This window comes from Paractinoplanes atraurantiacus, assembly GCF_900215205.1.
Classification (GTDB): Bacteria; Actinomycetota; Actinomycetes; order Mycobacteriales; family Micromonosporaceae; genus Actinoplanes; species Actinoplanes atraurantiacus.
Genome location: NZ_OBDY01000007.1, coordinates 1 through 23,580 on the forward strand (window position 1 = coordinate 1; position 23,580 = coordinate 23,580).

The following is a 23,580-nucleotide window of genomic DNA, read 5'->3' on the forward strand; positions in this document are numbered from 1 at the left end:
GGGCTGCGGCGGGAAGGGGGGCGTGCCGAGGGCTGCGGCGGGAAGGGGGCGTGCCGAGTGCCGCGGCGGGAAGAGGGGCGCGCCGAGCCCTGCGACGGGAAGGAAGGACGCGCCGAGAAACGCGCGGGGATAGAGCGGGCGCACCCACCACCGCGAGGGGAGGGCGGGGACGCACCCGCTACCGGGAGGGGGAAGGGGCACGCCCATTGCCACGAGGGGAGGGAGGAGCGTGATCAGAGCTGCTAAGAGGGGCGCTGCCGGTCAGGTGGTGGGGGCGTGCAGGGTCAGGGTGGTCCAGGCGCCCACGTGGACGCGGTCGCCGTCTTTCAAGGCTCGGGAATCGCCGGCGGTCAGGGGGGACTGCTCGTCGTTGATGTACGTGCCGTTGGTGGAGCCCAGGTCGGAGACCAGCCAGACGCCGTCGACGCTGAGGGTCAGCAGGGCGTGGCTGTGGGAGACGCCGGGGTCGTCGTCGGAGAGGTCCACCTCGGGGTGGGTGCCCTTCGAGGCGGACTTGCGGCCGATGCGGACCTGCGGGGGTGGCAGCGCGATGCTGCGCGAGGCCGTGGTCGTGGGGAACTCGATGCCGTCGATGGCGTTCTCTTCGAAGTATTTGCGGTCGGCTTCGATGGTCGCCGTCCATCCTTGCGCGGGCGCGGCCTCCGCGGCCGGCTCGGTCAGGGTGGGCACGCGGCCGGTCGAGTGGTCGTAGCCGCAGTCCTCGCAGAAGCGGCTCGTGCCGGCGCGGGGAGTGCCGCAGTTGGGGCACGGGGTGCCGCCGGTAGGCGGGGCGGAGGCCGAGGCGAGGTCGATGGTGCCGGAAGGAGCGGCGGCGGCCTCGACAGAGGGAACAGGAGCGGGAGCGCCGCCGATCTTGGCTCCGCAGGTGTCGCAGAAGTCGTCGGTCTCGGAGGCGTGGCCCTTGGGGCAGGCGTACGTGGTCACTGGCCGCGCCCGACCCGCACGGTCTTCGTCGAGCGGGTGTCGAGCGCCATCTCGTCGGCCGCCGCCACCTTGCGGCGCAGCCGGACCGTGCCGGTGGCCGCGTCCTCGATCTCGACGACCGTGGCCAGCAGCTCCTCCGTGGCCGTGTTGCCGCTGGCGTGGGCCAGCTGCGCCGCCCGGCCGAACTTCAGCGTGGCCGTCCGGTCGTCGCCGGACTTGCGGGCCTCGATGCCGGCCTGGATGGCGTCGGCCAGCTCGGCCTGGCCCGTGTAGTGGGCCACCTGCCGGTTGATCCTGGTCGACAGGGCCGTGTCGTCCGTCCACACCGCCCGCACCAGCGACTGCGCGTGCACCGTGTCGCCCTCGACGACCGAGACGCGCGCGGCCAGCATCTCGTCGCCCGCGCTGCCGGGGGCCACGTCGACGCAGATGTGGTAGTCGCGGCTCTCCTTGCCCCACGCGCCCAGCGGGTAGCGGGCCGCCCGCGGGCCGTCCGGGACGCGCTTGCCGGTCAGGTCGGCCACCTGCGGCTCGACCTGCTTGACGAAGCGGACCGACGAGTTGACCGGGGTCCAGATCTTCAGCTGGACGTCGGCGCTGGTCTTGCCCATCGCGTTCGTCATCATCTGCTCGAACGACGCGGTCAGGTCGGCCGGCTGGGCCACGATGTCGACAGTGCCGAGCATCGCGTCCGCGATCTTGCGGAGTTCGGAGACCTTCCAATTGGTGCCGACGCCGCGGGAGTCGACTGTGAAGCGGCCGGCGATCGAGTCGAGGACGCTTTCCAGATATCCCTGGCGTTCGCCGTTGTCGCCGTCGGTCAGCAGGATCGCGTGCGAGATGTCGCCGGGGCGCTGTGCGAGCAGCTGCGCGGCCAGCAGCAGCCACGCGCCCATGGCCGTGCCGCCGCTGGCCTGGAGGCGGTCGATCGACCAGGACGCCTCGGACCGGGTCTGCGGCGAGGCCACCGCGAGCTGGCCCGGGGCCGGGAACAGCTGCTGGGCCGTGCCGACGCCCGCGATGATGGCGAAGTGCACGCCGTCGTCGATGCAGGCCACGGCCGCCTTGGCCGCCTGGCGGGCGGCGTTGATGCGGCCCTCGGCCTGCATGGAGCCGGACGCGTCGACGATGATGATCTCGGTGGCGCCGGAGGTGCGGCGGCCGCCCTCGGAGCCGGACGAGGTGACGGTGACGATCGCGTTGACCTCGGCCGCGCCGAGCGCGAGGTACTCGTTCTGGAAGGCCTCGGCGGTGTACGACATGCCTACTCCTCAGCGGCGGAAGGCTGGACGGGGATCAGGGCGACGGTGATGTTGTCGGCGCCGCCGGCGTTGTTGGCGTAGTCGGTCAGGTACCGGGCGGCATTGATCAGAGTGCCGTGCTCGTGCAACCCGGTCCGGACGGCGGCGGCGAAGGCGGCCGGGTCGGTCAGGTAGTTCCACAGCCCGTCGCTGCAGAGCACCAGGTGGCCGGGCTCGGTGACGGTGAACGAGGCCGCGCGCGGCTGCACCGAGCCGGCGTCGGCGCCGAGCCAGCCGGTGATGGCGTGCGCCTTGGGGTCGCGCATGGCCACCTCGGGGTCGACGCCGAGGGCGATCACGTGTGTCGCCCACGAGTCGTCCTCGGTGAGCTGCTCGGCCGGGCCCTCGCCGGGAATCCAGTAGGCCCGGCTGTCGCCGATCCAACCGTAGGTCACCTCGGGCCCGCGCACGACGGCCGCGACGATCGTGCAGGCCGGGTTGGAGACCGCGCGCCGGGGATCGCCGTCGGTGGCCAGCTCGGCCACCGCCTGTTTCGCGGTCAGGATGGCCTCGCCCACGTCGCCCGTGGAGGCCAGCATCTCACCGGCCGCGCCCGCGGCCGTCGCCGAGGCCACGTCCGGGTCGAACGACGAGGAGACGCCGTCGCAGACGACCACGTCGACGTCGCCGCCGCGCACGGCCAGCCACATGGCGTCCTCGTTGCGGTGGTGGCGCTGCCCGCGGTCGGTGGCCGCCGCCGCGACCTCGCCGCCGTCGACCTCGAGGTGGTCGCGGGGCCGGACGGCGAGCATGCCGCACTGCTCGCAGTAGCCGTCCTCGCCGACGGCGCCGGCGGCCCCGCAGTGGGGGCAGGCCGGGCCGGCGGCCAGCGACCGCCCGCAGCTCTCGCAGAAGGCCGCCCCGGCAGCGCGCTCATCGGCGCACGAGGCGCACTCGGTCATCGTCATCGTGCCTCGCCGTCGTAGTGGTGCAAATTTTCAGAGAGTACGCCGTTCATGTGCGGGTCCGGGGACGGGCCGCGTTGGCCAGGTCGACCAGCGCGATCTTGTCGGGTCCGTGTGCCGCCCGCGCCATCTCCCGATAGCCGGCCTCGAGCGCGAACCGGACCTCCCGCTCGCGGACGTCACCGGTGTGGCTCGCGCCGAGAACCGCGGGCGGCAGCTTGGCGCCGCCCTTGATCGTCTCCAGCGCTTGTTCCAGCAGTTCGACCCGCAGCGCCGCCAGCTGGGCCGCCTCCACTTCGAGGTTGTCGATGAGCGCGGCCGCCGCCGCGAGGGAGTCGACGTCGGCCGCCGCGCTCGGGTGCGACTGCACGAGGGCCAGCACCGCGCCGACCTGGGAGCTGCGATAGGCGGCGGAGGTGCCGGGGACCCGGTTGTACGCCTCGACGGCCCCCGCCCGGTCGCCCGTCTTCAGCCGGCACCGGGCCAGACCGGCGGCCGCCGCCGTGTAGGCCGGGTCGGTGCGGCTGACCACGTCGTAGTAACCGGCCGCGGCCTGGTGGTCGCCGGCCAGCTCCAGTGCCAGCCCGAGCGCCAGCTGCGGGGCCAGCTCGCCCGGCAGCGCCGAGTACACCGCGTCGAACCGCTCCCGCGCGTACGCGTAGTTCTGCACGGCCAGCGCGAGCAGCCCGTCGTACCAGGCGATCCGCCAGTCGGCGCCTTCCGTGCGGATCAGCGCGTCGCGGGCGGCCCGGGCATCGTCGAAGTACCCGTGGCGTACACCCAGATCGATCTCCGCCCGCAGCGCCCGCAGCCGCACCTCCAGCGTCTCCAGCGGCGCGCCCTTGAGCAGGGCCAGCACCTCGGCCGGGTCGGTGACCGTGACCGAGGCCAGGAACGCGGCCGACGGGTCGGTCAGGTCGATCAGCGGGGTCGGCAGGTCCTGCCAGCGGGGCAGATCCGACTTGAGGTCGGTCCGCAGCTCGCCGGTGAACAGCCGCGACGTGGCCGGCCGGGGCGTGCCGTCGGCCGCCAGCACCTGCCGGAGCACGCCGAGCATCTGCTCGGTCATCTCGCCCGAGTCGACGAACCGCTCGGCCGGGTCGGTGCGGGTGGCCCGCTGCAGCAGCCGGTAGAACGACTCGTGGCGGCGGTAGACCTCGAACTCGCCGCGGTCGGGCAGGCTGTCCTTGAACGTGCTCTGGTAGCCCCGGAAATCGGTGGTCAGGACGGCCAGCGTACGGCCGATGGTGTAAAGGTCCGAGGCGATCGACGGGCCCGCGGTCGCCATCTCGGGCGCCTGATAGCCGGCCGTGCCGTAGATGGCGGCGTCCATGTCGTCGAAGCGCACGACGCCGCCGAGGTCGATGAGCCGCATCTGGTCGCCGGACTGGATCACGTTGTCCGGCTTGAAGTCGCAGAAGATCAGGCCCCGGTCGTGCAGGTAGCCGAAGGCCGGCATGATCTCCAGGATGTACGCCAGGGCCCGGTCGACCGGCAGCGGGTCGGGGTGGCCGGCGTTGGCGCGCAGGCGGTCCTTGAGGATGCCCTTGAGCGACTCGCCGCCCACGTACTCCATGACGATGTAGCCGGCGCCGTCGTGCTCGACGAAGTTGTAGATCTTGACGATGTTCGGGTGCTCGACCTCGGCCAGGAACCGCCGCTCGGCTACGGCCGCCGCCAGCGCGTCGTCGTCGCCCGAGTTGAGCAGGCCCTTGAGCACCACCCAGCGGTCCGAGACGTTCTTGTCGACGGCCAGGTAGATCCAGCCCAGGCCGCCGTGCGCGAGCGGGCCCACCACCTCGTACTGCCCGGCGACCAGATCGCCGTTGACCAGCTTGGGGGTGAAGTTGAACTGCTCACCGCAGTGCGGGCAGAAACCGGCCGTCCGCCCGTCGCGGTCGCCGCGGGCCCGGCCGACCGGCTGGCCGCACTTCGCGCAGTACCGCTTGTCCTCGGGCACCTCGGCCCTGGCCATCACCGCGGTCGACGGATCCGCCTGCACGATCGGCTCGACCTCGACGAGGCCGCCGCCGAAGCGGCGCCGGGAGGCGGTGCGGGAGCTGCCGGCCCTTCCGCTTCCGGAGGTACGCGTGGAGAGCGCCCCCGTGCGGGCCGAGGGCCCGGTCGGCGCCGTCGCCGTGCGCTGCACCGGCACCGAGGTCGGCACCGGCGTGGGCTTGTAGGAGACCGCTGACGGCGCCGTGGCCGGCGTGGTCTGAGGCGCCATCCCGCAGGTGTCGCAGTAGCCGTCCTCGATGGTTCCGGGGCAGTTCCGCTGGCACTTCATCGGCCGTTCCTCGCGATCGTGGCGGTGAGCGCATCCTGGTAGGCGTTGACGGCCGCGCGGGCCGTGGTGAGGTCGCACGGCGCGGTGTAGAGCACCGTGCGGGCGGCGTCGTGCAGCAGCACCAGCGACGGATGCTCGCCGAGGCCGCGGCTCAGCGCCTTGGCCTGATAGGCGTCGAGGCGCCCGCGCAGCTCGTTGCGGGTGGCCAGCAGGCCGGCGTTGTGTGCGGCCGCCTCGCGCAGGGCGGCCAGGCGCTCGCGGGCCCGGCGGCTCCACTCGGCCAGCCGCGGGCTGATCAGTGACCAGTGCCCGGCCGCGGCCAGGGCCTCGATCGCGGCCAGGTCGGGCCGCAGGTCGCCGCCGCCGACCACGAACAGGTCGCGGGGCCGGAACCGGTCGGCCGCCGCGTCGTGCGCCTTCGCCGCCGCGGCCTGCGCCTCGCCGACGGAAGCGAGCAGGTGACGGGCGTCGGCCAGGCGCTGTTCGAGGGCCGACCGCAGCTCGGCGGCCGAGGTGCGCTCCGCGTCGGCGCGCTCGATCAGGGCCCGCACGGCCGAAAGGTCCCGCTCGTCGATCCCCAGCGGATCCCCGGCCAGCGTCGCCGTGAAGGCGCCGAGCAGCCGGTCCGCCTCGGCGAGAGCCATCGCGTCACCGCCGAGGCGCCGCACGTGGTCGAGGGCGGCCGCGGCGTCGGCGGCCGCGGGCAACATCTTGTCCCACACCTCGCCGGCCCTGGTGGCGACGGCGACCGCGGTGGTGAACGCCCGCTCCATGGCCGAGAGCAGCTCGGCCGGCGTGCACACAGTGGTGACGTGCCCGGGACCGAGCAGGCCGCGCTGAGCGAGCGGCACGACCTCGGTTGACAACGTGATCGACTCGCCGAGCACCTCATGCACGAACTCGGCCCGCTCGGCGTCGGAGACGCGGCGCTGGGAGCTGATCGCCCGGGCCCGGCCGATCAGCTCGGTGAGCAGCCGATAGCCGTCCCACAGCCGGGTCAGCGCGTCCGACGCGTCGTTCCAGGCCGTGGCCGTGCGCCCGGTGAGCCGGGTCTTGTCGAGCTCCTTACGGGCCGGGTTGTCGTCGAGGTCGACCAGGTTGGTGGAGATCGCCGCGACCGCCGTCTCCAGGCGGAGCAGCTCGGCCTCGGCCGCGGCATAGGTCGGCACGGTCATCGATACTTGGCCACCGGGGGCGTGGGTGCGGCGCCGAACGCGCCGAGCCATTTCTCGTACGTCTTCGCCCAGGTGCCGTTCGCGCGGTTCTTGGCCAGCACCCCGTTGACGAACCGGGTGAACTCCGGATGCTGGCGGGGCATCGCCATACCGTACGGCTCCTCGGTGAACGTGCCGCCGACGACCTTGGCGTAGGGGTCCTGTGCGGCCATTCCGGCCAGGATGGTGTCGTCGGTGGTGACCGCGTCGACCTGGTTGCGCTGGAACGCGACCAGGCAGTCGCCGAACGCCGAACGGGCGACCGGGACCGGCTTCGGGTTCGTCTTCACCTTGGAGATGTTGTCGAACGACGTGGAGCCCTGCACGGAGCAGACCTTCTTGCCGCCGAGGTCCTCGATCCTCTTCGCGCCGGAGCTGGTGGAGACGAGCACTTTCTGCCCGGCCTCGTAGTAGATGCTGGAGAAGTTCACGTCCTGCCAGCGTTCGCAGTTGGCCGTCATGGTGTCCGCGACGATATCCACGTCACCGTTGACGACGGAGGAGACGCGCTGGTCGTACCCGATGACTTTGATCTGAATTTTGTTCGGGTCGCCGAAGATGGCGGCGGCGATCTGCCGGCCCATGTCGACGTCGAAGCCCTCGATCTGGCCGGTGAACGGGTTGCGCGAGCTGAACAGGAGCGTGTCCTGGCTGGTGCCGAGGATCAGCCGGTCGCGCTTCTGGATCGTCTCCATGTAGGTGCCGGCGGGCATCTTGCCCGCCGGGGGCAGAGTCGCCGCGGGTTTCAGGCTGGCCCGGGCGTCGCATTTCGGCGCCTCGGCGGCGCCCTGAGCCGGCGCCGGCGCGGGCGCCTCGACGAGCGGCTGCGTGGCCATGTCGCCGGACAGCGGCGACGAGTCGGCCGAGCACGCGGCCAGCCCGAGGGCGAGCACGGCGGCGGTGGCGGCGGCGATGGTCCGGCGCATCAGCGGTACTCCTCCAGTCGCGCCCGCAGGCCCACGTAGGCGAGGCCGGCGATCAGCAGCGCCAGCAGCGGCCCGAGGACGGTGAGCAGGCCGAGCCCGCCCGACGCCTCACCGATCTCCCGCGTGAAGAACGCCTTGCGGTCCTCGAGGGCGAAGTCGAGATCGCTGCGCAGGCTCTCGAACGTCTGCGTGGTCAGATTGCCGATGGCCAGCTTGACCGCGCCGTCGTAGTTGCCGTTGTCGTCCATCGCCCGCACCTCGTCGTGGGCCTTGACGTAGGAGCGGTACGAGTCGGCGGCCCGGTCCATCAGGTGGCCGAGCTCCGGGTCGAGCCGGGCGTACTCGTTGATCAGCGGGCCGCCGCGCACGGTGAGCCGCTGGGTGACCGCGTCGAAGTCGCTCTCGTAGGCGGCGCCGCTGCCCCGCGCGGCCAGCGTCAGCGCCTCGTCGCCGCGCGCCTGCAACGCCAGGATGCGGCTCTCGGCGATCGACGCCACCGGCCCCGAGCCCTCGTCCTCGGCCAGGTCGAGGTGGCTCTGCTGGTTGACGACCAGGGTGAGCGCGCCGACGCCCAGCACCGCGGTCAGCACCGTGGCCGCGACCAGCGGCAGGTTGAACGTGCGATGCGTGTGGCGGCTCAGGTAACGCTGGACCAGCAGCAGGGCGATCAGCAGCCCGGTCAGCAGGAGCAGCAGCAGGGTCATCCAGCCGGCGGCGCCGGCCGCGCCGTACCCGTCGTTGACCTCGGTCTGCGCCGAGCGGAACAGCACCCGCGCCTGCGGTTGCAGCGTCTCCCGGTTGAGTTTCGAGGCCTCCGACAGGTACGACGCCCCGACCGGCAGGCCCTGGCGGTTGTTCGCCCGCGCGGTCGCGACCAGCGCCGCATACTCGGCGACGCCGGAGCTGAGCGTGCTCACCGCGTCGGCCGCCACGCCCTCGGCGGGGGTGCGGCGGGCGGCCGCGGTCAGCGCGGTCGTGGCCCGCTGGAGATCGTCGTCGTAGCGCTGGGTCAGCGCGGCCGGCTCGAGCCCGCCCGCGAGGAACGCCTGCGCCGCCGTGGTGTCGGCGTCGGCCAGCGCCGAGTAGATCGTCTCGGCCTCGATGAGCAGCGGCTGGGCCCGGCCGCCCAGGTCGTCGGTGCCGGACCGGGCCGACTGGCCCGCCACCGCCGCCACCAGCCCGGCCAGCAGGCCGAGCGTGAGCAGCGTGGCGAGGAGCAGCTTGAGACGGCCGGGTGACGTGTGCCGCAGACCCCCGACGCGTGTGAACAGGCCCGCTGACTCGGGCCGGGTGACCAACGCAGTGCTCAAGCTTCCCCCCGTCCCGGATGCTGTTGTGCGCCCCCACTGTGGTGCATGGGCGCAACCTCTAGTGCAGCTCGCGTTTGAGCAGCTTGCCGGTGGCCGTCATCGGGAGCGACTCGACGATGCTGACCACGCGCGGGTATTTGTACGCCGCCATCTGCTCCTTGCCCCACGCGACCAGCTCGTCCTCGGTGACGGTGGCGCCCGGCTTGAGGATCACGAACGCCTTGATCTCCTCGCCGTGGCTGGGGTGGGGCACGCCGATGACCGCGGCCAGCGACACCGCCTCGTGGGTGATCAGGACTTCCTCGATCTCGCGCGGGTACACGTTGAAGCCACCGCGGATGATCATGTCCTTCGCCCGGTCGACGATGTAGTAGAAGCCGTCCTTGTCGCGCCGGCCCAGGTCGCCGCTGCGGAACCAGCCGTCACGGACGACCTCGGCGGTCGCCTCGGGGCGGTTGTAGTAGCCGCGCATGATGTTGTGGCCGCGGATGGCGATCTCGCCGATCTCGTCGGCGCCCTCGACCGTGTTCCACTCGGGGTCGATGAGCTTGACCTCGACGCCCCAGATCGGGATGCCGATCGAGCCCGGGCGCGGGTCGCTGTGCGGATCGCTGAACGTGGCCACCGGCGAGGTCTCGCTCAATCCGTACCCCTCGAGAATGGTGACCCCGAGCCGCTCCTTGACCTCTTTGATGATCTCGACGGGCAGGCTGGAGCCGCCGGAGACCGCGACCCGCATGTTGCCGGCGATGCGCGCGACGTCGACGTCGTCGGTGAGCGCGTTCAGCAGGCCCCAGTACATCGTCGGCACGCCGGCGAAGAAGGTGACGTTCTCCTTCTCGAGCAGCTTGACCGCGGCCGCGGCGTCGAAGCGGGGCAGCAGCACGAGCGTGGACGCGGTGGCGAAGCCGGCGTTCATGTTGACGCTGGAGCCGAACGAGTGGAACAGCGGCAGCACCAGCAGGTGGGTGTCGGTGCCGACCGGGCTGCCGAACAGCCGGTTACAGGTCAGCGCGTTGAGCAACAGGTTGGAATGCGACAGCTCGGCGCCCTTGGCCTGCCCGGTCGTGCCGCTGGTGTAGAGGATGACCGCGGGGTCGGTCTCGGGCAGCAGCACCGCCTCGAAGACCGGCGGCTGGGTCTTCGTCGCCTCACCCAGCGTTTCGGCCCCCTCGATCGGCGACGGCGCGGCCGGGTCGGCGGTGATCAGCAAGAAGGTCTCGCAGCCCTCGGTCTGCCCGAAGCCCTCGAAGCCGGCGGCGCCCATCGGCAGCTCCGGCGTGCCCTCGAAGCAGAGGTAGGCCTTGGCTTCAGAGTCTTTGAGGTGGTACGCGATCTCGCGGCCCTTCAGGAGCACGTTGAGCGGCACCACCACCGCGCCCGCCTTGAGGATGCCGTAGTAGACGACCGGGAAGTACGGCAGGTTGGGGCAGGAGAGCGCGACCTTGTCGCCGGGCCGCACGCCGCGGCTCACGAGCAGGTTGGCCACCTGGTTGGCGGCGGCGTTGACCTGCGCATATGTCAGGCGCCGCTCGCCGAGGACGACCGCGGCCCGATCGGGAAAGGTGCGGGCGCTGTCCTCGAGAAGGATCGAGAGGTTGAGCATGGGGGCCGGTCCCTTCTGGTGTGGCGGCGGTCTCATCCCACCATCCCTCGCGAACCTGAGAAACCCTCCGTTCCGGTCTTGTTACACGCCCGGTCAGAAACCTTGTCCCCAGCCGCGCCCGTCGGGTGGATCGCGGCCAGCAGCCACAGGATCCACATCAGGCGGGCGTCGTAGTAGTCGCCGGAGAACAGGCTGGCGCCCAGCACGAAGATGCCCGCGTAGACGGCGGCGCGACTCTCCAGGGAACGCTGGCGCACCGGCACCCGCGCGTATTCCGTGCGCAGTGACCAGAACGCGAACAGCAGCAGGATCAGCCCGACCGCGCCGCCTTCGGCCGCCACGGCCAGGGGCAGGTTGTGCACGTAGCGCTCACCCGGCCCCAGGTTGGTGATGGCGTAGAAGCCGTGCACCCCCGAGCCCAGGACGGGCCGCTCGGTGAAGACCTCCACACCCTTCTCGTAAAGCACGTCCCGGTCGGAGGTGTAGCGGTTCTGCAGGGTGGTGGCGACCAGCCGGTTGTTGAGCAGGTCGGTCACCATCGCCCCGATGATGCTCCACAGCACCCCGAGCAGGATGGCCAGCGCGGTGACGGCCTTGACGAATCGCATGGACCGGATCGTCGGCCACAGCGACGGCAGGGCCACGACGGTGGCGATGCCGAGCGCGGCCAGGCCACCCCGGGACCCGGAGGCGAGCGCCCCGACCAGGAACGGCGGCACCCCGATCAGCCAGACGAGCTTGCCGTTGTAGCGGAAGTAGAAGTACGCCGCCGCGAAGATCCCCAGCACCATGACGCGCACGAAGACGTTGGGGCCGCCACCGAACGCCGCCCACCGCCCGCTCGCCGTGTGGCCGCGCCCCGACGCCGCGTACAGGAAATAAAGCCATCCCGCGATGTAGAGGAGAGCGAACGTAATCTTGATGACCCGATCGCGGTCCCAGACGGCCAGATTGGCGTAGACGATCAGCAGCACGCTCATCGAGACCAGATCGCTGAGGACGTCGTTGATGATCGCCCCGCGCGGCGACCACGACGCCGACAGCATCTGATAGGCGAGCAGAAGCAGAATCGGGTAGAGCGCCCGCGCCGCTTTTTTATCGTGCCAGCGCGCTGTCTCACCGCCGTGGTGCTGTTCGAGCAGGAAGCTGAGCACGACAGCGGTGAACAGCAGCACCCGCACGTCGTTGAGCACGGGGATGCTGAGCCCGATTCGTTCCAGCGTGAAGTGCCCCGCCAGCGTAGCCACGAACGCGGCGCCCACGAGCACCACGCTGGGCCGCACCGCGCTCATCACTTCGAGGCTAGGCCGCCATCACGTGACGGAGGGGGAAATCGCGAACTCCTGCGGTCCGGACCACCACTCGCAAGCCCAGACCTTCCCCAGTACGCAGACCGCGGGCCGCCGCCCATCGGCGAGCACGACGCTCGGCGCGGCGTCCCCGGTCAGCTCGCCGTAGGTCACCCACCACGCCGGCTCCGGCCCACGCCCGCCCCTGGCCTGCTGGTGGTAGGTCCCGCTCCAGCGAACCCACTCGTCCTCCGCCGCCCGGTGCCGCCCGTCGAGCTCGTCGCGATACTGAAGGCCGCTGAGGTCACGCCAGAAGCCGTCCGCGCGCCACTGCAGAACCCACCCGGACTTCGGCAGGACCAGGGTCTGCACGTCAGCCGGCGACACAGAACTCGTTGCCCTCCGGATCGGCCATCACCACATGATGCCCGTCGAAGGTTGCCAGCACGGCGCCACCGGCCTTCTTCAGCTCGTCGACCTTGGCCAGCACACCCGCCCAGCCGTCGACCCGCACATCGATGTGCAGCCGGTTCTTGGCCACTTTCGGCTCGGGAACATCGAGCAGCACGAGCCGGGGCCCCACCCCGTCCGGGTCGCGCAGCCAGGCCCCACCGCCGTCGTCCTCGTCCGCCCCGAACGAGGCCACCCACTCATCGCGGGTCGCGAAAGGCGCCGGCGGAGGCTCGTCCTCATAGCCGAGCGCCAGCTTCCAGAACTCGGCCAGCCGCACGGCATTGCGAGTGTCGAAGGTCAGTTCGATCCGGGCCGCCATGCCCGCCGACCCTACTCGCCGAGCAGATCCCACCGATTCCCGGCAATATCCTCGAAAACCACAACGCGCCCGTACGCCTCGCGGCGCGGCTCCCCGACGAAGACCACACCGGCTTCCCGCATCCGCTGGTAAGAAGCGTCGAAGTCATCAACCCGAAGAAAGAACCCGACCCGCCCCGCCACTTGCTGACCGACGGCCGCGCTCTGCCGCTCACCGTCCGCCTGAGCGAGAAGCAGACCGGTCTGGGCTCCTGGAGGCCGCACCACGACCCACCGCTTGGCCCGCCCGTCATTGGTCAGGGACGGCGAGTCCTCCACAAGCTCGAACCCGAGCACGCCGGTGAAGAACGCGATCGCCGGGTCGTACTCCTCGACGACCAGCGCAACGAGATCAATCCGCACCGGGGCAGCCTACGTGAGCGGCCATTCATTCGCGCCGGCTCATATGCGAATCCTTTTACACTCGTTTATGGGATCCGGCATGAGCGGGCTGGCCCGCATGTTGAGCGACAGCGACCGTAATCGCGACATCCCCCTGGTCTGGAATGCCTACGAGGTAGCCGAGGTCGCACACCGGGGACAGCGGCGCACGAACGGCGATCGCTACATCACGCATCCCGTCGAGGTCGCGACGATCGTCGCCGCTCAAGGCGGATCGGTGCATGCGGTCTGCGCGGCCCTGTTGCACGACGTCATCGAGGACGCGGCCGTCGCGTCCGGGCGCCTGCACGCCGAGTTCGGCAGTGAGATCGCCACCCTGGTCGATGACCTGACCTCGCGGGCCATCCGTGTCGGCGGCGCGGAGGAGCGTGACCTGGCCCTCGTCACCATCGCGGACCGGTTGCACAACCTTAGGACCCTGCGCCGGGTGTCCGCGCAGGGCCGGCAAAGGACGTCACTGGACGCGCTGGTGTTCCACGTGCCGCTGGCTCGTCAGGTCGACGCCCCGGTGCTCGCGGCCGAGATGACGGATCTCGCCTGCGCGGCGCTGGCGTCCCTCGACCGCCGTCGCGTCCGCGAAGGTCTGAGCCGCGCGGCGGGCGGGATGCGCAGCTGGGACTCGCGGGGCGCCCTGGAGGCGGCGGCCGCGCTCGGTGGTGGCGCCGCCGTCATCGGCGCCGACGTGGTACCGGAGTGGGCGCTGGCCGCCGGTGGCGCCGGGCTGCTGGCCCTGGTGGCGGCCGCCCTGTTCGGCCGCGACGCCCGGGCCGCCCAGCGCCTGGCCGACCTGATCGAGGCCTGGCGCCGCCGCTGACGCCAGAGTCAGCACTCCCGGTGAGGACGGCACCAACGGCGACGGGACGCCGCTGGCCGCGGAGGGGAATCCCGGCGCCTCGCTCGCAGGCTTCGGCGTGGCGGGCGGGGAAGATGGCGTACGGCCTGGATGGCGCAGGCCCTCAGCCCATTCGACGGCTGAGCTTCGGGGCCGGGATGGTGTGCAGCAGAGCCAGGTAGGACGCCGCCCCCAGGGCGACGGCGCCGATGGTCAGGCCGGCCAGGGCGGCGGTTGACGGTGACAGAAGTGTTCCCAGGGCCAGGGTTCCCACGATCTGCAGGGCGAGGCAACCCAGCAGGAGGCGGCTCACGATGGGGGAGTCGGCCAAGGCGTCCAGCGTGGGGCGGGCCGCGTAGAAGACGGCGAACGGGATGGCGGCGGGCAGGCCCAGGCGCAGGGCGTCGATGGCCTCGGTGAAGTCCAGGCCCAGGAAGTTGTGGACGATGGTGGGGGCGGCCAGGAACAGCAGGCCCGTCACCGGCGTGGTCAAGGCGGCCGCCACCACCGGGAGCGTCTTCAAGCCGCGGCCCAGCTCGGCCCCCACGCCTGTGGTGTGGAAGGCGCCGCTCAGGCGGGGGAGCAGGACCGGGGTGAGCATGCCGAACAACGAGCAGATCAGCGTGATGGCCGACGTCACGAAGCCTACGTAGCCGGCGTCCGGGTCGCCGGGGCCGGCGGCTGCGGCGGCGTAGAAGGTCGGGAACGAGAACAGCGCCGGCAGGGCTATGTCGCCGGGGGCGCGGCGCAGGCCGAAGGTCACCACCGTGCGGAACGACGGGGGCCGGGTCTGCTGGGACGGGGGAGTGCGGGCCACGGCTATGCCGGCCACGGCAATGATGATCATGGCTAGGCCCTGGAGGGCCAGGAAGACCTCCATGCGGTCGGTCAGGGCGAAGGCCACGACCGGCAGGATGCCCAGGCCCAGGAGCCAGGCCAGGTTGGCCGCGGTCACCTGGCCGCAGCCTCGGAGCGCGGCCACCGCGACCACGCACAGGCAGTTGCCGGCGAGCAGGATGATGACGGCCCGGACCGAGGTGGCGCCGCCGGGGATGCCGAGCAGCCGGCCCAGGTCGTCGGCCAGCACCAGGCCCAGCAGGCCGATCAGGTCCATCAGGACCAGCTGGGTCAGGAACGACTGCCGGGCCAGCATGCGGGCGCCGTCGCCGGCCCGGGGCAGGTAGCGGTGCAGAGCGGGGACCAGGCCCAGCAGGGCGAAGGGTTGCAGGGTGGCGACCACGCTGCGGGCGACCTGGTAGTAGGCGAAGCCGGCGGGGCCGGCGCGGCGGGCCACCAGGTGGAACAGGAGCAGGCCCGAGGCCAGGGTCAGCCAGTGGATGGCGGTGGACGAGACGTAGTCCCGCCGGACGACTGCGGGGACGCTTCGGAACAGGGAGCGCAGGGCCTCAGGCAACCGGAAGGCCCGGGACTTCAACCGCGGGGATCATCTCGTCGACCTTGGCGACGCCCGCGACGGCCAGGGCGGTCAAGACCAGGATCTTGAGGTCCGTACGCAAACAGCGGTTCTCGACGTAGGCGAGCCCCAGTGCGATCTTGCGAGGGCGGATCAGTTCGTCGTACGCGGCGTCGGGATCCGGTCTTCCGGCCAGGATGGCGCCCTCGTCGCGGAAGACGATCGACGCCCAGTCGGTGATGCCGGGGCGGACGCTGAGCAGCAGGCGCTCGCGGTCGGTGTAGCGGCGCACGTCGGAGGCGACCTGCGGGCGCGGGCCGACCAGGCTCATCTCGCCCCGGAGCACGTTGAGGAACTGCGGCAGCTCGTCGAGCTTGTAGCGGCGCAGCATGCGGCCGGTCGCGGTCAGCCGCGGGTCGTCGTCGGCGGTCGACGGGCCGCCCAGCCGTTCGGCGTCCAGCACCATGCTGCGGAACTTGAGCATGGCGAACGGCTTGCCGTGCCGGCCGATCCGCTCGCCGCGGTAGAGCAGCGGGCCGCCGTCCTCGCGCTTGATGCGCCAGGCGGCGTAGGCGGTCAGCGGCGCGGTGGCCAGCAGGATCCCGGTGGCCCCGGCGATGTCGATGGCGCGTTTGGCCAGCTCCATGTGGCTCCCCCTCGACGTCAGCGTAGCGGCGAGGCGTACCCCTAAGGAGTAGTTTGCGGTTTTTGTTCCCGTAGGGCCGTGCGGTACAGGTAGACGCGCGAGGCCGTGCCGCTGTGGATCGAGGTGTGGCCGCGCAGCTCGGCGCCGACCTTGCGGTAGAAGCCGTGCGCGCGGCGCTGCTGCTCGCCGGTGACCATCTTGACGGCCGTCTCGCCGCGCTCGGAGAACCAGTCCATCAGGCGGTCGAACAGCTGCGTGGCCAGGCCGGCGCCGCGCGCGGGCGGGAGGACCACGAAGTTGATCACTTCGGCTTTGGGGAAGTCGTTGTCGGACTGGGCGTAGCGCAGGGTCTCGATGGCCCGGAAGACGCGGCCGGGGCTGAGCAGCCGGGGCAGCAGCGCGGGCGCGGCGACCCACCAGCGGCGGCGGATGAACTCGCGCACCAGGGCTGAGGTGTCGAGGCTGCCGCAGATGTAGCCGACCGGGCGGCCGCCGTCGACGGCCAGCAACAGTGCGCAATGACGGCTGGCGGCGACGTGACGATAGAGCACCTCGAGGGCCGGAACACCCAGTGACGACAGGAAGCCGTGGGCCACTTCCGTGGCGTGCATCTCGGCCACGGCGCGTATCTGGGCGTCGCTGAACGGGCCGGACAGGATGCGCAGGCCGTCACCGGAGTCGGGCAAGCCGAGCAGGTCGATGCCGCGCTCGACGTCGTGCGGGTCGACGTCGGCGCGCACCGGGAAACTCACCACGTGCTTGGCCGCCCATTCGGCGTTCGGGCAGGATCCGGGCCGGTAGCCGGCGGCCTCCAGGGCCTCGCCGGTCAGCGGGTGGACCGGCGTGGCGAACCAGTCGCCCACCTCGAGGCGCAGCCCGGCCGCGGCTTGCAGCAGGCCCTGTTTGTCGGCCACGGCCACGGGCACTCGCAGTGGTGGCATCAGCGGCGTGGGCACGCCGAAGCCGAGCCGGGTCACGCCCGCCCGGTACCGGGCGGCGACGGTGGTCCGGCGGGTGATTCCGTTGCGCGCTTTCGCCGTACGCCGGGGCAGGCGCCGCCGGACCGAACGGGTCATCCGCCACTGGTACTCGGGGCTGGCCGCCACGTCGGCGGCGTAGGAGCCGACGACCAGGCCGAGCTTCGACAACCGCCGGTACAGGGCCCGCAGACGCCACGTCACGCCCAGTTCGCTCGCCACCTGATGGGCCAGGAACTGCGCGGTCATCACCGCTTCGCGGCGTGCGGGCGGCGAGGTGTACGCGGCGTACTGCTCGCGCATCGTGGCGGCCAGCCGTTCGTCGTTCACCACCGCCTTGCCGCCGACCCCGGCGATGACGGGCTTGCCCCACTCGTAGGAGTAGAAGGCGGCCACCCCGCTCGTGCCGACCGGGCCGCGCTCGGCCGGCTCGGTGATGTGCGCGCAGTCCTCGACCACCGGCACGTCCCCGGCGATCGCCAGGACCCGGTCCAGGTCGACCGGGGTGCCGAAGGTGTGCTGCACGACGATGGCCCGGGTACGGCCGGTGATGGCGGCGGCCAGCCGGCCGAGGTCCATCGTGTACGTGGCGCGGTCGATGTCGACGTACACCGGAACCGCCTGAAGCCTTTGCAGCGGCTCGATGACGGCGGCGCAGGTGTAGGCCTGCACGATCACCTCGTCGCCGGCCGAGACGCCGAGGCCGCGCAGGATCGCGTGCAGCGCCACCCGCCCGCGGTAGTAGAGCAGCTCGGTCATCGGCGGCCGGCCGGGTCGAGAATGCCCCACACGGAGCCGGCGCCGTAGGCGACGTGGGTCGTGGCGAAGACGATCGGCATGACGACCAGCAGGCGCGGGTCCTGGTGCCGGCGCGCCACGCGAGCCGCCGAGTAGAGGGCGGCCGCCCCGTACGTACTCAACAAGGCGGCAGTGAGACGGCGGACCGTGCGGGAGACGGGGGAGAGGGCGAGGCCGCCGGAGGCGGCGAGCACGAAACCGAGCGGGACCACGTTGCGCCAGGCGCCGATCCAGCGGCCGACGGCGCGGCTGGCGCGGAAGGGCCAGTAGCCGCCCTCGAACATCCACGAGCAGAACTCGCGGTAGTCGCTGCGGGCGTAGTACGTGCAGGTGATGTCGGGCAGCAGCAGGATCTTGCCGCCGGAGGCGCGCAGGCGCTGGTTGAACTCGCGGTCCTGGGCGCGGGTGAGGGCCTCGTCGAAGTAGCCGATGTGGTCGAAGACCTCGCGGCGGTAGCAGCCGCCGAAGACAGTGTCGACCCATTGCGGCTCGGCGGCGCCGATGCGGTATTTCGTGTTGCCGGCGCCGAACGCGTTCGTCGTGGACAGGGCGATGGCCCGGCCGATCAGGCTGTCGTCGCGGGCCTCGGAGCGCCGTACGCCGCCCACGTTGTCGGCGTCCGGATGGTCCAGCAGCCCCTGGACGCATTTCGACAGGTAGTCCGGTGGGTAGTCGGCGTGGACGTCGAGGCGGACGATGATGTCACCGCGCGCTTGCCGGATGCCGAGATTGAGCGCCACCGGTTTGCTGTGCCCTGGATTGTCAACCAGGGTCACTATGTCCGTATCTTTTAGGATATCGCGGGTGCCGTCGCTGCTCATGCCGTCGACCACCAGTACCTCGAAGGCGGGGTAGTCGAACTCGGCGACGGAGGAGAGGAAACGCTCGATGAAATCCCGCTCATTCCAGCACGGGACGACGACGCTGACCAGGGGCGCGCTCATCGGCCGAAGAACCTTCGAACGCTCTCCGCGACGTACGAGACCTGATCGTCGGTGAGCTCGACCTGCATCGGCAGGGACAGCACCTCGTCGCACAGTCTCTCGGTGCGGGGAAGGCTCCAGTGGTCGAGGCCGAGCCCTTTCTGCCTGTGCAGCGGGATCGGCCACGAGATCAGCGTCTCGATCCCGTCGCCGCGCAGATGCTCCACGAGCCGGTCCCTCGGCACGCAGGTGATCGGGTAGTTCTGGTAGACGTCGTAGCGGCGCGGGTCGTCGTCCGGCCCCACCGGGATCTGGATCTCCGCGACGTCTTCGAGGGCGGCCGTGTAGAGACGCGCGAGCTCCCGCCGCCGCTCGATCCAGCCCGGCAGGCGGGCCAGTCGCCAGTCCAGGATCGCCGCCTGGAGGTTGTCGAGGCGGCAGTTGTAGCCCCACCCGTCGAGCTCCGCCTTGGCCACCCGCCCGTGGTCGCGCAGCGCGAGCAGCCGGTCGGCCAGGGCCGCGTCGCCGGTCAGCACCGCGCCCGCGTCGCCCATCGCCCCCAGCATCTTGGCCGGATAGAACGAATACGTGCTGGCCCACCCGAACGTGCCCGACGTGCGCCCGTCCAGTTTCGCGCCGAGCGCCTGCGCCGCGTCCTCGATCACCACCGCGCCGACCCTGTCCGCGGCCTGCCGCACTTCGGCCATGTCGGCCGTACGGCCGTTGAGGTGCACCGGGATGATCACGCGGGTGCGCCCCGTGACCGCCGAAGCGAGCTGCGACGTGTCCATCAGATGGTCGTCGCCGATGTCGACCAGCACCGGCTTCGCCCCGCGCAGCACGAACGGCGACATCGTGGCCACGAACGTGTGCGCCACGGTGACGATCTCGTCGCCCGGCCCGATGTCGAGCGCGTGCGCCAGCAGCCGCAGCCCGTCGGTGCAGTTGCTGACCCCGACCGCCCGCGCCGAGCCGTTGAACGACGCCAGGTGCTCCTCGAAGTCGTGCAACTGCTGCCGCAGCATGAGGTCGCCGTGGGCGATCGTGCCCTCGATGACCGGCAGCAGTCCTTCGCGCTGCCGTCGCCACTGCTCGGGATAGTCAACGAACCTGACTCGCCAGTCCACGGTTGACCTCCATCTGTTCCAGCACCCGGTGGGTGATCGAGGCGGGGTCGAGGCCGTGCGCCCCGCGCAGATATTCCTGGTCGCCGACGAGGGAGGAGAACCGCGGCGGCAGCGCCACCCGGATCAGCGAGGCCGAGTGCGGCATCTCGGCCAGGATCTCGGCGACCGCGCTGCCCAGCCCGCCGATGACCGAGTGCTCCTCGACCGTGACGATCGTCGGGTAGCGGTGGGCGGCGTCGTTGATCGCCACCAGGTCGAGCGGGTCGAGCCACGGGAACGAGCGCACGTCGGCCCGTACGCCCGCCTGGGCCAGAAGGTCCGCGGCCCGCAGGGCCGATTCGAGGATCGCGCCCGTGCTGAACAGGACGATGTCACCGCCGGTACGCAGCGCGATCGACTCGCCCCGGCAGAGCTGGATCGGCGCGCGGTGCACGATCGGCTCGCCCGCCTTTCCCAGCCGCAGATACGCCGGGCCGCCGTTCGCGACCAGGTCGGCCATCACCGCGCTGGTCTCGGCCGCGTCGCCCGGCGCGGCCACCGCCAGCCCCGGGATCGCCCGCATGATGGCCAGATCCTCGGTGGCGTGGTGCGACATGCCGAGCGCCCCGTAGGACAGCCCGCCGCCGACGGCCACCACGATGACGTCCGCGTGGTGGTACGCCACGTCGTTGCGGATCTGCTCCAGGCATCTCAGGGTCGGGAAATTCGCGATCGAGTACGTGAACACGCGCGCACCGGCCAGCGCGATGCCGGCGGCCAGACCGGTCATGTTCTGCTCGGCCACCCCGGCGTTGACGAACTGGCCCGGGCACTTGCGCTGAAGCTCGTCGACCACCCCGAAGCCGATGTCGCCGGTGACGAAGACGATGTTCGGGTCGGCCTCGGCCGCGCCCAGCAGGTCGTCGAAGAAGCGGCTCCTCACGGCGCCACCTCGCTCATCGCCCCGGCCAGCTCCAGATCGTCCGGGGGCCGGTAGTGCCAGAGCACCTGGTTCTCCATGAAGGAGACGCCCTTGCCCTTGACGGTGCGGGCCAGCACCACCTTGGGCCGCTCCTGCCCGGGCTGGACGGCCTTGCGGATCTGAGCGTGGTCGTGGCCGTCGATCTCGTCGACCTCCCAGCCGAACGAGCGCCACTTGTCGGCGAACGGCTCCAGGGCCAGGGTCTCCTCAGTGGTGGCCATCGACTGCAGGCCGTTCCAGTCGACGAGGGCGACCAGGTTGGTGAGGCGATGGTGGGCGGCGAACATGGCCGACTCCCAGACACTGCCCTCGTCGCACTCGCCGTCGCCCAACAGGACGTACGTCAACCAGGTCTTCCGCATGCGCCGGGCCTGCCAGGCGAGGCCGGCGCCGACCGGGAGGCCGTGACCGAGCGAACCGGTGGAGAACTCGACGCCGGGGATGCCGACGTGGCTGACGTGCCCGGACAGGAACGAGCCGTTGCGGTAGTGCTGGGCCAGCAGCCGCGTGTCGAAGAAGCCGGTCTCGGCGAGGACCGCGTAGAGGGCGGCGCCGGCGTGACCCTTGCTCATGATGAAGCGGTCGCGGTCGGGCTTGTCCGGGTGCGCCGGGTCGATGTCGAGGATCTCCGCGTAGAGCACGGCCAGCAGGTCGGCGCAGGACAGCGCCGAGCCGACATGCGAGCTGCGGCCCGAGTTGGTCATCCGCAGCACGTGCCGGCGGACGGCGCGCGCGAGGTCGTCGCTCGTCATAGGACCGCGTATCCGATGTACGGGTCGAAGTCGAACCGCCGCAGCTCCAGGCGGTTGAGGCCGACCTCGTCCAGGGCGGCCTTCGTCTCGCCGGGCCAGATCGGGTTGTCCAGCTCGTCGAAGGCGAGGACCGCGCCCTTGGGCATCCGCGGCAGGAAGTGCTGCAGGGCGACGCGGGTGGGCTCGTACAGGTCGAGGTCGAGGAAGAGCAGGCTGACCACGAGATGCTGGTTGTCGGCGACGAAGGCGGGGATCGTCTCGGTGACGTCGCCGCGGATCAGCCGCGCCTTGGGCAGATGGCCGAGGAAGCGGTCGGTGTCGTAGATCTCCAGCAGCTTCGACAGTTCCTCGTAGCTGTCGGCGGCCAGGTCGCCGGTGCGGGCGCCGGTCCGGTCGGGGCGGTCGCCGGCCGAGACCGACGGGAAACCGCCGAACGAGTCGAACCCGTACAGCCGCCTGGTCAGATTGGTGGGTTCCAGGGCCGCGCTGAGCTGGGCGAACGTCATGAAGCTGGCGCCGCGGAAGACGCCGCACTCGACGATCGAGCCCTTGACCGGCAGGGTCAGCTTGAACAGCTCGTAGAGCGCCGCGAAACGGGTCACCTGAGACCGGCGCGCGTAGCGGGCCATGGTGGCGAGCCGGGTCGGCAGGTCGTCCGGGCTGGTGGCGAAGACGTCGGCGATCCTCTGCGGGACCTGCCTCTCGGCCTCGGTCTGCAGACTGCCGGGTTGCTCCGTCGGCCTAGGCTGCATAGCAGGCCTGCCGTGACTTGACCATGGTGAAGACGCAGCCGAGCAGACGGGCGTCGACCTGCTTCAGCGCGCGCACGGCGCCGGTGACCTGTGCGCTCGTGGTCTTGCGGGAGCGTACGAGGAGAAGGGCTCCGTCGACCCGGGCCGCGACCACCGCCCCGTCGGCCACCGGCAGCAGCGGCGGCGAGTCCAGGATGACCAGGTCGAAGCGGGCGCGCAGCTCGTCCAGCAGGTCACCCATGCGCTGCGAGCCGAGCAGCTCGCTCGGGTTGGGCGGGGGATGGCCGCTGGAGAGCAGCCACAGACCGGCGCCCCACGGCTGGAGCACCTGGTCGAGCGAGGCGGCACCGACCAGCACGGTGGTCAGCCCGGCCGAGCCCTCGCGGCCCAGGAAGGCGGCCAGCCGCGGCCGGCGCAGCTCGGCGTCGACGATCAGCACCTGCTGGCCGGCCTCGGCGAACAGGATGGCCAGCCCGCACGCGGTGGCCGAGCGGCCCTCACCGTGCACCGCGCTGGTGACGGCCAGCGTCTTCACCGGCCGGTCGGGATTCGCGTATTGAACATTCGTCCGCAGCTGGCGCAGCGCCTCGGCCCGTTTCGAGTCGCGGTCGGAGAGGAACGGGCCGCCGCCGCGCCGCCGGGCCGCCTTGCGGTCGACCGGGATGCAGGCGAGCACCGGGGCCGCGGCGACCTGGCGCAGCTTCGCGGGGGTGCGGACGGAGGTGTCGGCGATCTCGCGGACGACGCCGAGGGCGGTGCCGAGCAGCAGGCCCATGGCCACGCTCAAGGCGAGATTGTGCATCGGGCGGGGCACCACCGGGTTGTCGCCGAGCTTCGGCGGCACCATGATCTCGATCATCGCGGCCGGGGTTTTCGTGGCGCCGGTGTCGGGCATCTCGAGCTTCTTCACCAGTGCCGGGAACTGCACCGTCAATTCCTCCGCGATCAGCTGCGCCCGCTCCGGAACGACATCCTCGACCGTGACGTCGATCAATACCGTGGCCGAGTCGGTGACAACTTTTATGCGCTCCTGGATCTCGGCCGGAGTCAGATCGGTGTCGTCGTTCACCGCGATCAGCTTCGCGAGCCGTTCCCCGGTGAGAACCGCCTCGTACGTCTTCAGCCGGTTCGTCGCGAACATCGACCCTTCCAGCGCGCTCGACCCCTCGACATTTCCGGTCGCGATGAAGAACTGCACGGTCGACGCGTACAGGGGCGTGGTGCTCTTGCTGTACGCGGTGGCGACACCCATCGCGGCGACGACGGTGAGGGCGACCACCCACCACTGCCGTCTCGCTACCCGGAGGTAGTCACGCAGTTCCACTCTTGTGAATCTAAGTCGCCGTTCGTTAACGCGAAGCATTATTCGGAACTTGCGCGGCGTCCCCTCATGCCGCCTTAGG

22 protein-coding genes are annotated in these 23,580 nt (G+C 71.2%); 1 reads left to right on the plus strand and 21 read right to left on the minus strand.

Features of this window, described 5'->3' with window-relative positions:
* Window positions 1-261: 261 nt before the first annotated feature.
* Genes CRP55_RS55670 through CRP55_RS17815 form a run of 12 tightly spaced genes read right to left on the minus strand, consistent with a single transcriptional unit; the run spans window position 262 to window position 12,956 of the window.
* Window positions 262-945 (minus strand): FHA domain-containing protein, encoded by a 684-nt coding sequence (locus CRP55_RS55670; protein WP_097321200.1) that lies wholly within the window; start codon window positions 943-945, stop codon window positions 262-264.
* The gene (locus CRP55_RS17765; protein WP_097321201.1) at window positions 942-2,207 is read right to left on the minus strand and encodes a vWA domain-containing protein; all 1,266 of its coding nucleotides are present in this window, start codon (window positions 2,205-2,207) and stop codon (window positions 942-944) included. The genes CRP55_RS55670 and CRP55_RS17765 overlap by 4 nt, the downstream gene beginning before the upstream one ends.
* A 2-nt stretch (window positions 2,208-2,209) precedes the next feature.
* Complete coding sequence (locus tag CRP55_RS17770; protein ID WP_097321202.1) at window positions 2,210-3,154, minus strand: protein phosphatase 2C domain-containing protein; 945 nt, start codon at window positions 3,152-3,154, stop codon at window positions 2,210-2,212.
* Between the two features lie 46 nt (window positions 3,155-3,200).
* On the minus strand, window positions 3,201-5,438 hold the full coding sequence (locus tag CRP55_RS17775) for a serine/threonine-protein kinase (RefSeq protein WP_097321203.1): 2,238 nt from the start codon (window positions 5,436-5,438) through the stop codon (window positions 3,201-3,203).
* Window positions 5,435-6,613 carry a hypothetical protein gene (locus CRP55_RS17780; protein WP_097321204.1) on the minus strand — a complete coding sequence of 393 codons (1,179 nt, stop codon included), beginning with the start codon at window positions 6,611-6,613 and terminating at the stop codon, window positions 5,435-5,437. Before CRP55_RS17780 ends, CRP55_RS17775 begins: the two co-directional genes overlap by 4 nt.
* The gene (locus CRP55_RS17785) at window positions 6,610-7,578 is read right to left on the minus strand and encodes a glutamate ABC transporter substrate-binding protein (RefSeq protein ID WP_097321205.1); all 969 of its coding nucleotides are present in this window, start codon (window positions 7,576-7,578) and stop codon (window positions 6,610-6,612) included. The genes CRP55_RS17780 and CRP55_RS17785 overlap by 4 nt, the downstream gene beginning before the upstream one ends.
* Complete coding sequence (locus CRP55_RS17790; protein ID WP_097321206.1) at window positions 7,578-8,888, minus strand: GlnX family signal transduction membrane protein; 1,311 nt, start codon at window positions 8,886-8,888, stop codon at window positions 7,578-7,580. The genes CRP55_RS17785 and CRP55_RS17790 overlap by 1 nt, the downstream gene beginning before the upstream one ends.
* A gap of 58 nt (window positions 8,889-8,946) precedes the next feature.
* Complete coding sequence (locus CRP55_RS17795; protein WP_097321207.1) at window positions 8,947-10,494, minus strand: long-chain-fatty-acid--CoA ligase; 1,548 nt, start codon at window positions 10,492-10,494, stop codon at window positions 8,947-8,949.
* A 32-nt stretch (window positions 10,495-10,526) separates the two neighbouring features.
* Complete coding sequence (locus tag CRP55_RS17800; protein WP_097321208.1) at window positions 10,527-11,786, minus strand: O-antigen ligase family protein; 1,260 nt, start codon at window positions 11,784-11,786, stop codon at window positions 10,527-10,529.
* 21 nt (window positions 11,787-11,807) lie between these two features.
* A complete protein-coding gene (locus CRP55_RS17805) occupies window positions 11,808-12,170 on the minus strand; it encodes a hypothetical protein (protein WP_097321209.1) in 363 nt (120 codons plus the stop codon).
* Window positions 12,157-12,555 (minus strand): VOC family protein, encoded by a 399-nt coding sequence (locus CRP55_RS17810; protein ID WP_097321210.1) that lies wholly within the window; start codon window positions 12,553-12,555, stop codon window positions 12,157-12,159. The genes CRP55_RS17805 and CRP55_RS17810 overlap by 14 nt, the downstream gene beginning before the upstream one ends.
* Before the next feature lie 11 nt (window positions 12,556-12,566).
* On the minus strand, window positions 12,567-12,956 hold the full coding sequence (locus CRP55_RS17815; RefSeq protein ID WP_097321211.1) for a VOC family protein: 390 nt from the start codon (window positions 12,954-12,956) through the stop codon (window positions 12,567-12,569).
* A 79-nt stretch (window positions 12,957-13,035) separates the two neighbouring features.
* On the opposite strand from CRP55_RS17815, the gene CRP55_RS17820 reads away from it, so the two are divergent.
* Window positions 13,036-13,809, plus strand: coding sequence for an HD domain-containing protein (locus tag CRP55_RS17820; RefSeq protein ID WP_179855234.1), 774 nt, complete (start codon window positions 13,036-13,038; stop codon window positions 13,807-13,809).
* Window positions 13,810-13,951: 142 nt separating this feature from the next.
* Here the strand turns inward: CRP55_RS17820 and CRP55_RS17825 are convergent, their stop codons facing one another.
* The 9 genes from CRP55_RS17825 to CRP55_RS17865 are packed head-to-tail and all read right to left on the minus strand — an operon-like array spanning window position 13,952 to window position 23,501.
* A complete protein-coding gene (locus CRP55_RS17825) occupies window positions 13,952-15,262 on the minus strand; it encodes a lipopolysaccharide biosynthesis protein (protein WP_097321213.1) in 1,311 nt (436 codons plus the stop codon).
* The gene (locus tag CRP55_RS17830) at window positions 15,234-15,887 is read right to left on the minus strand and encodes a sugar transferase (protein WP_097321214.1); all 654 of its coding nucleotides are present in this window, start codon (window positions 15,885-15,887) and stop codon (window positions 15,234-15,236) included. Before CRP55_RS17830 ends, CRP55_RS17825 begins: the two co-directional genes overlap by 29 nt.
* A 41-nt stretch (window positions 15,888-15,928) precedes the next feature.
* Complete coding sequence (locus CRP55_RS17835) at window positions 15,929-17,623, minus strand: bifunctional aminotransferase class I/II-fold pyridoxal phosphate-dependent enzyme/GNAT family N-acetyltransferase (RefSeq protein ID WP_097321215.1); 1,695 nt, start codon at window positions 17,621-17,623, stop codon at window positions 15,929-15,931.
* Window positions 17,620-18,606: a glycosyltransferase family 2 protein gene (locus CRP55_RS17840; RefSeq protein ID WP_097321216.1), complete on the minus strand. Its 987-nt coding sequence runs from the start codon at window positions 18,604-18,606 to the stop codon at window positions 17,620-17,622. The genes CRP55_RS17835 and CRP55_RS17840 overlap by 4 nt, the downstream gene beginning before the upstream one ends.
* Window positions 18,603-19,712: a DegT/DnrJ/EryC1/StrS family aminotransferase gene (locus tag CRP55_RS17845; RefSeq protein WP_097321217.1), complete on the minus strand. Its 1,110-nt coding sequence runs from the start codon at window positions 19,710-19,712 to the stop codon at window positions 18,603-18,605. The genes CRP55_RS17840 and CRP55_RS17845 overlap by 4 nt, the downstream gene beginning before the upstream one ends.
* Window positions 19,687-20,634, minus strand: coding sequence for a transketolase family protein (locus tag CRP55_RS17850; protein WP_097321218.1), 948 nt, complete (start codon window positions 20,632-20,634; stop codon window positions 19,687-19,689). The genes CRP55_RS17845 and CRP55_RS17850 overlap by 26 nt, the downstream gene beginning before the upstream one ends.
* Window positions 20,631-21,425, minus strand: coding sequence for a transketolase (locus CRP55_RS17855; RefSeq protein ID WP_097321219.1), 795 nt, complete (start codon window positions 21,423-21,425; stop codon window positions 20,631-20,633). Before CRP55_RS17855 ends, CRP55_RS17850 begins: the two co-directional genes overlap by 4 nt.
* Window positions 21,422-22,177, minus strand: coding sequence for a TylF/MycF/NovP-related O-methyltransferase (locus tag CRP55_RS17860; RefSeq protein WP_097321220.1), 756 nt, complete (start codon window positions 22,175-22,177; stop codon window positions 21,422-21,424). The genes CRP55_RS17855 and CRP55_RS17860 overlap by 4 nt, the downstream gene beginning before the upstream one ends.
* Complete coding sequence (locus tag CRP55_RS17865) at window positions 22,167-23,501, minus strand: tyrosine-protein kinase domain-containing protein (protein WP_245923118.1); 1,335 nt, start codon at window positions 23,499-23,501, stop codon at window positions 22,167-22,169. The genes CRP55_RS17860 and CRP55_RS17865 overlap by 11 nt, the downstream gene beginning before the upstream one ends.
* Window positions 23,502-23,580 lie beyond the last annotated feature (79 nt).

Excerpts from the sequence above, each read along its gene's own strand:
- CRP55_RS17765 (WP_097321201.1), bottom strand. The coding sequence starts at position 2,207 with ATGTCGTACACCGCCGAGGCCTTCCAGAACGAGTACCTCGCGCTCGGC.
- CRP55_RS17770 (WP_097321202.1), bottom strand. The coding sequence starts at position 3,154 with ATGACGATGACCGAGTGCGCCTCGTGCGCCGATGAGCGCGCTGCCGGG.
- CRP55_RS17775 (WP_097321203.1), bottom strand. The coding sequence starts at position 5,438 with ATGAAGTGCCAGCGGAACTGCCCCGGAACCATCGAGGACGGCTACTGC.
- CRP55_RS17780 (WP_097321204.1), bottom strand. The coding sequence starts at position 6,613 with ATGACCGTGCCGACCTATGCCGCGGCCGAGGCCGAGCTGCTCCGCCTG.
- CRP55_RS17785 (WP_097321205.1), bottom strand. The coding sequence starts at position 7,578 with ATGCGCCGGACCATCGCCGCCGCCACCGCCGCCGTGCTCGCCCTCGGG.
- CRP55_RS17795 (WP_097321207.1), bottom strand. The coding sequence starts at position 10,494 with ATGCTCAACCTCTCGATCCTTCTCGAGGACAGCGCCCGCACCTTTCCC.
- CRP55_RS17800 (WP_097321208.1), bottom strand. The coding sequence starts at position 11,786 with ATGAGCGCGGTGCGGCCCAGCGTGGTGCTCGTGGGCGCCGCGTTCGTG.
- CRP55_RS17810 (WP_097321210.1), bottom strand. The coding sequence starts at position 12,555 with ATGGCGGCCCGGATCGAACTGACCTTCGACACTCGCAATGCCGTGCGG.
- CRP55_RS17820 (WP_179855234.1), top strand. The coding sequence starts at position 13,036 with ATGAGCGGGCTGGCCCGCATGTTGAGCGACAGCGACCGTAATCGCGAC.
- CRP55_RS17830 (WP_097321214.1), bottom strand. The coding sequence starts at position 15,887 with ATGGAGCTGGCCAAACGCGCCATCGACATCGCCGGGGCCACCGGGATC.
- CRP55_RS17835 (WP_097321215.1), bottom strand. The coding sequence starts at position 17,623 with ATGACCGAGCTGCTCTACTACCGCGGGCGGGTGGCGCTGCACGCGATC.
- CRP55_RS17840 (WP_097321216.1), bottom strand. The coding sequence starts at position 18,606 with ATGAGCGCGCCCCTGGTCAGCGTCGTCGTCCCGTGCTGGAATGAGCGG.
- CRP55_RS17855 (WP_097321219.1), bottom strand. The coding sequence starts at position 21,425 with ATGACGAGCGACGACCTCGCGCGCGCCGTCCGCCGGCACGTGCTGCGG.
- CRP55_RS17860 (WP_097321220.1), bottom strand. The coding sequence starts at position 22,177 with ATGCAGCCTAGGCCGACGGAGCAACCCGGCAGTCTGCAGACCGAGGCC.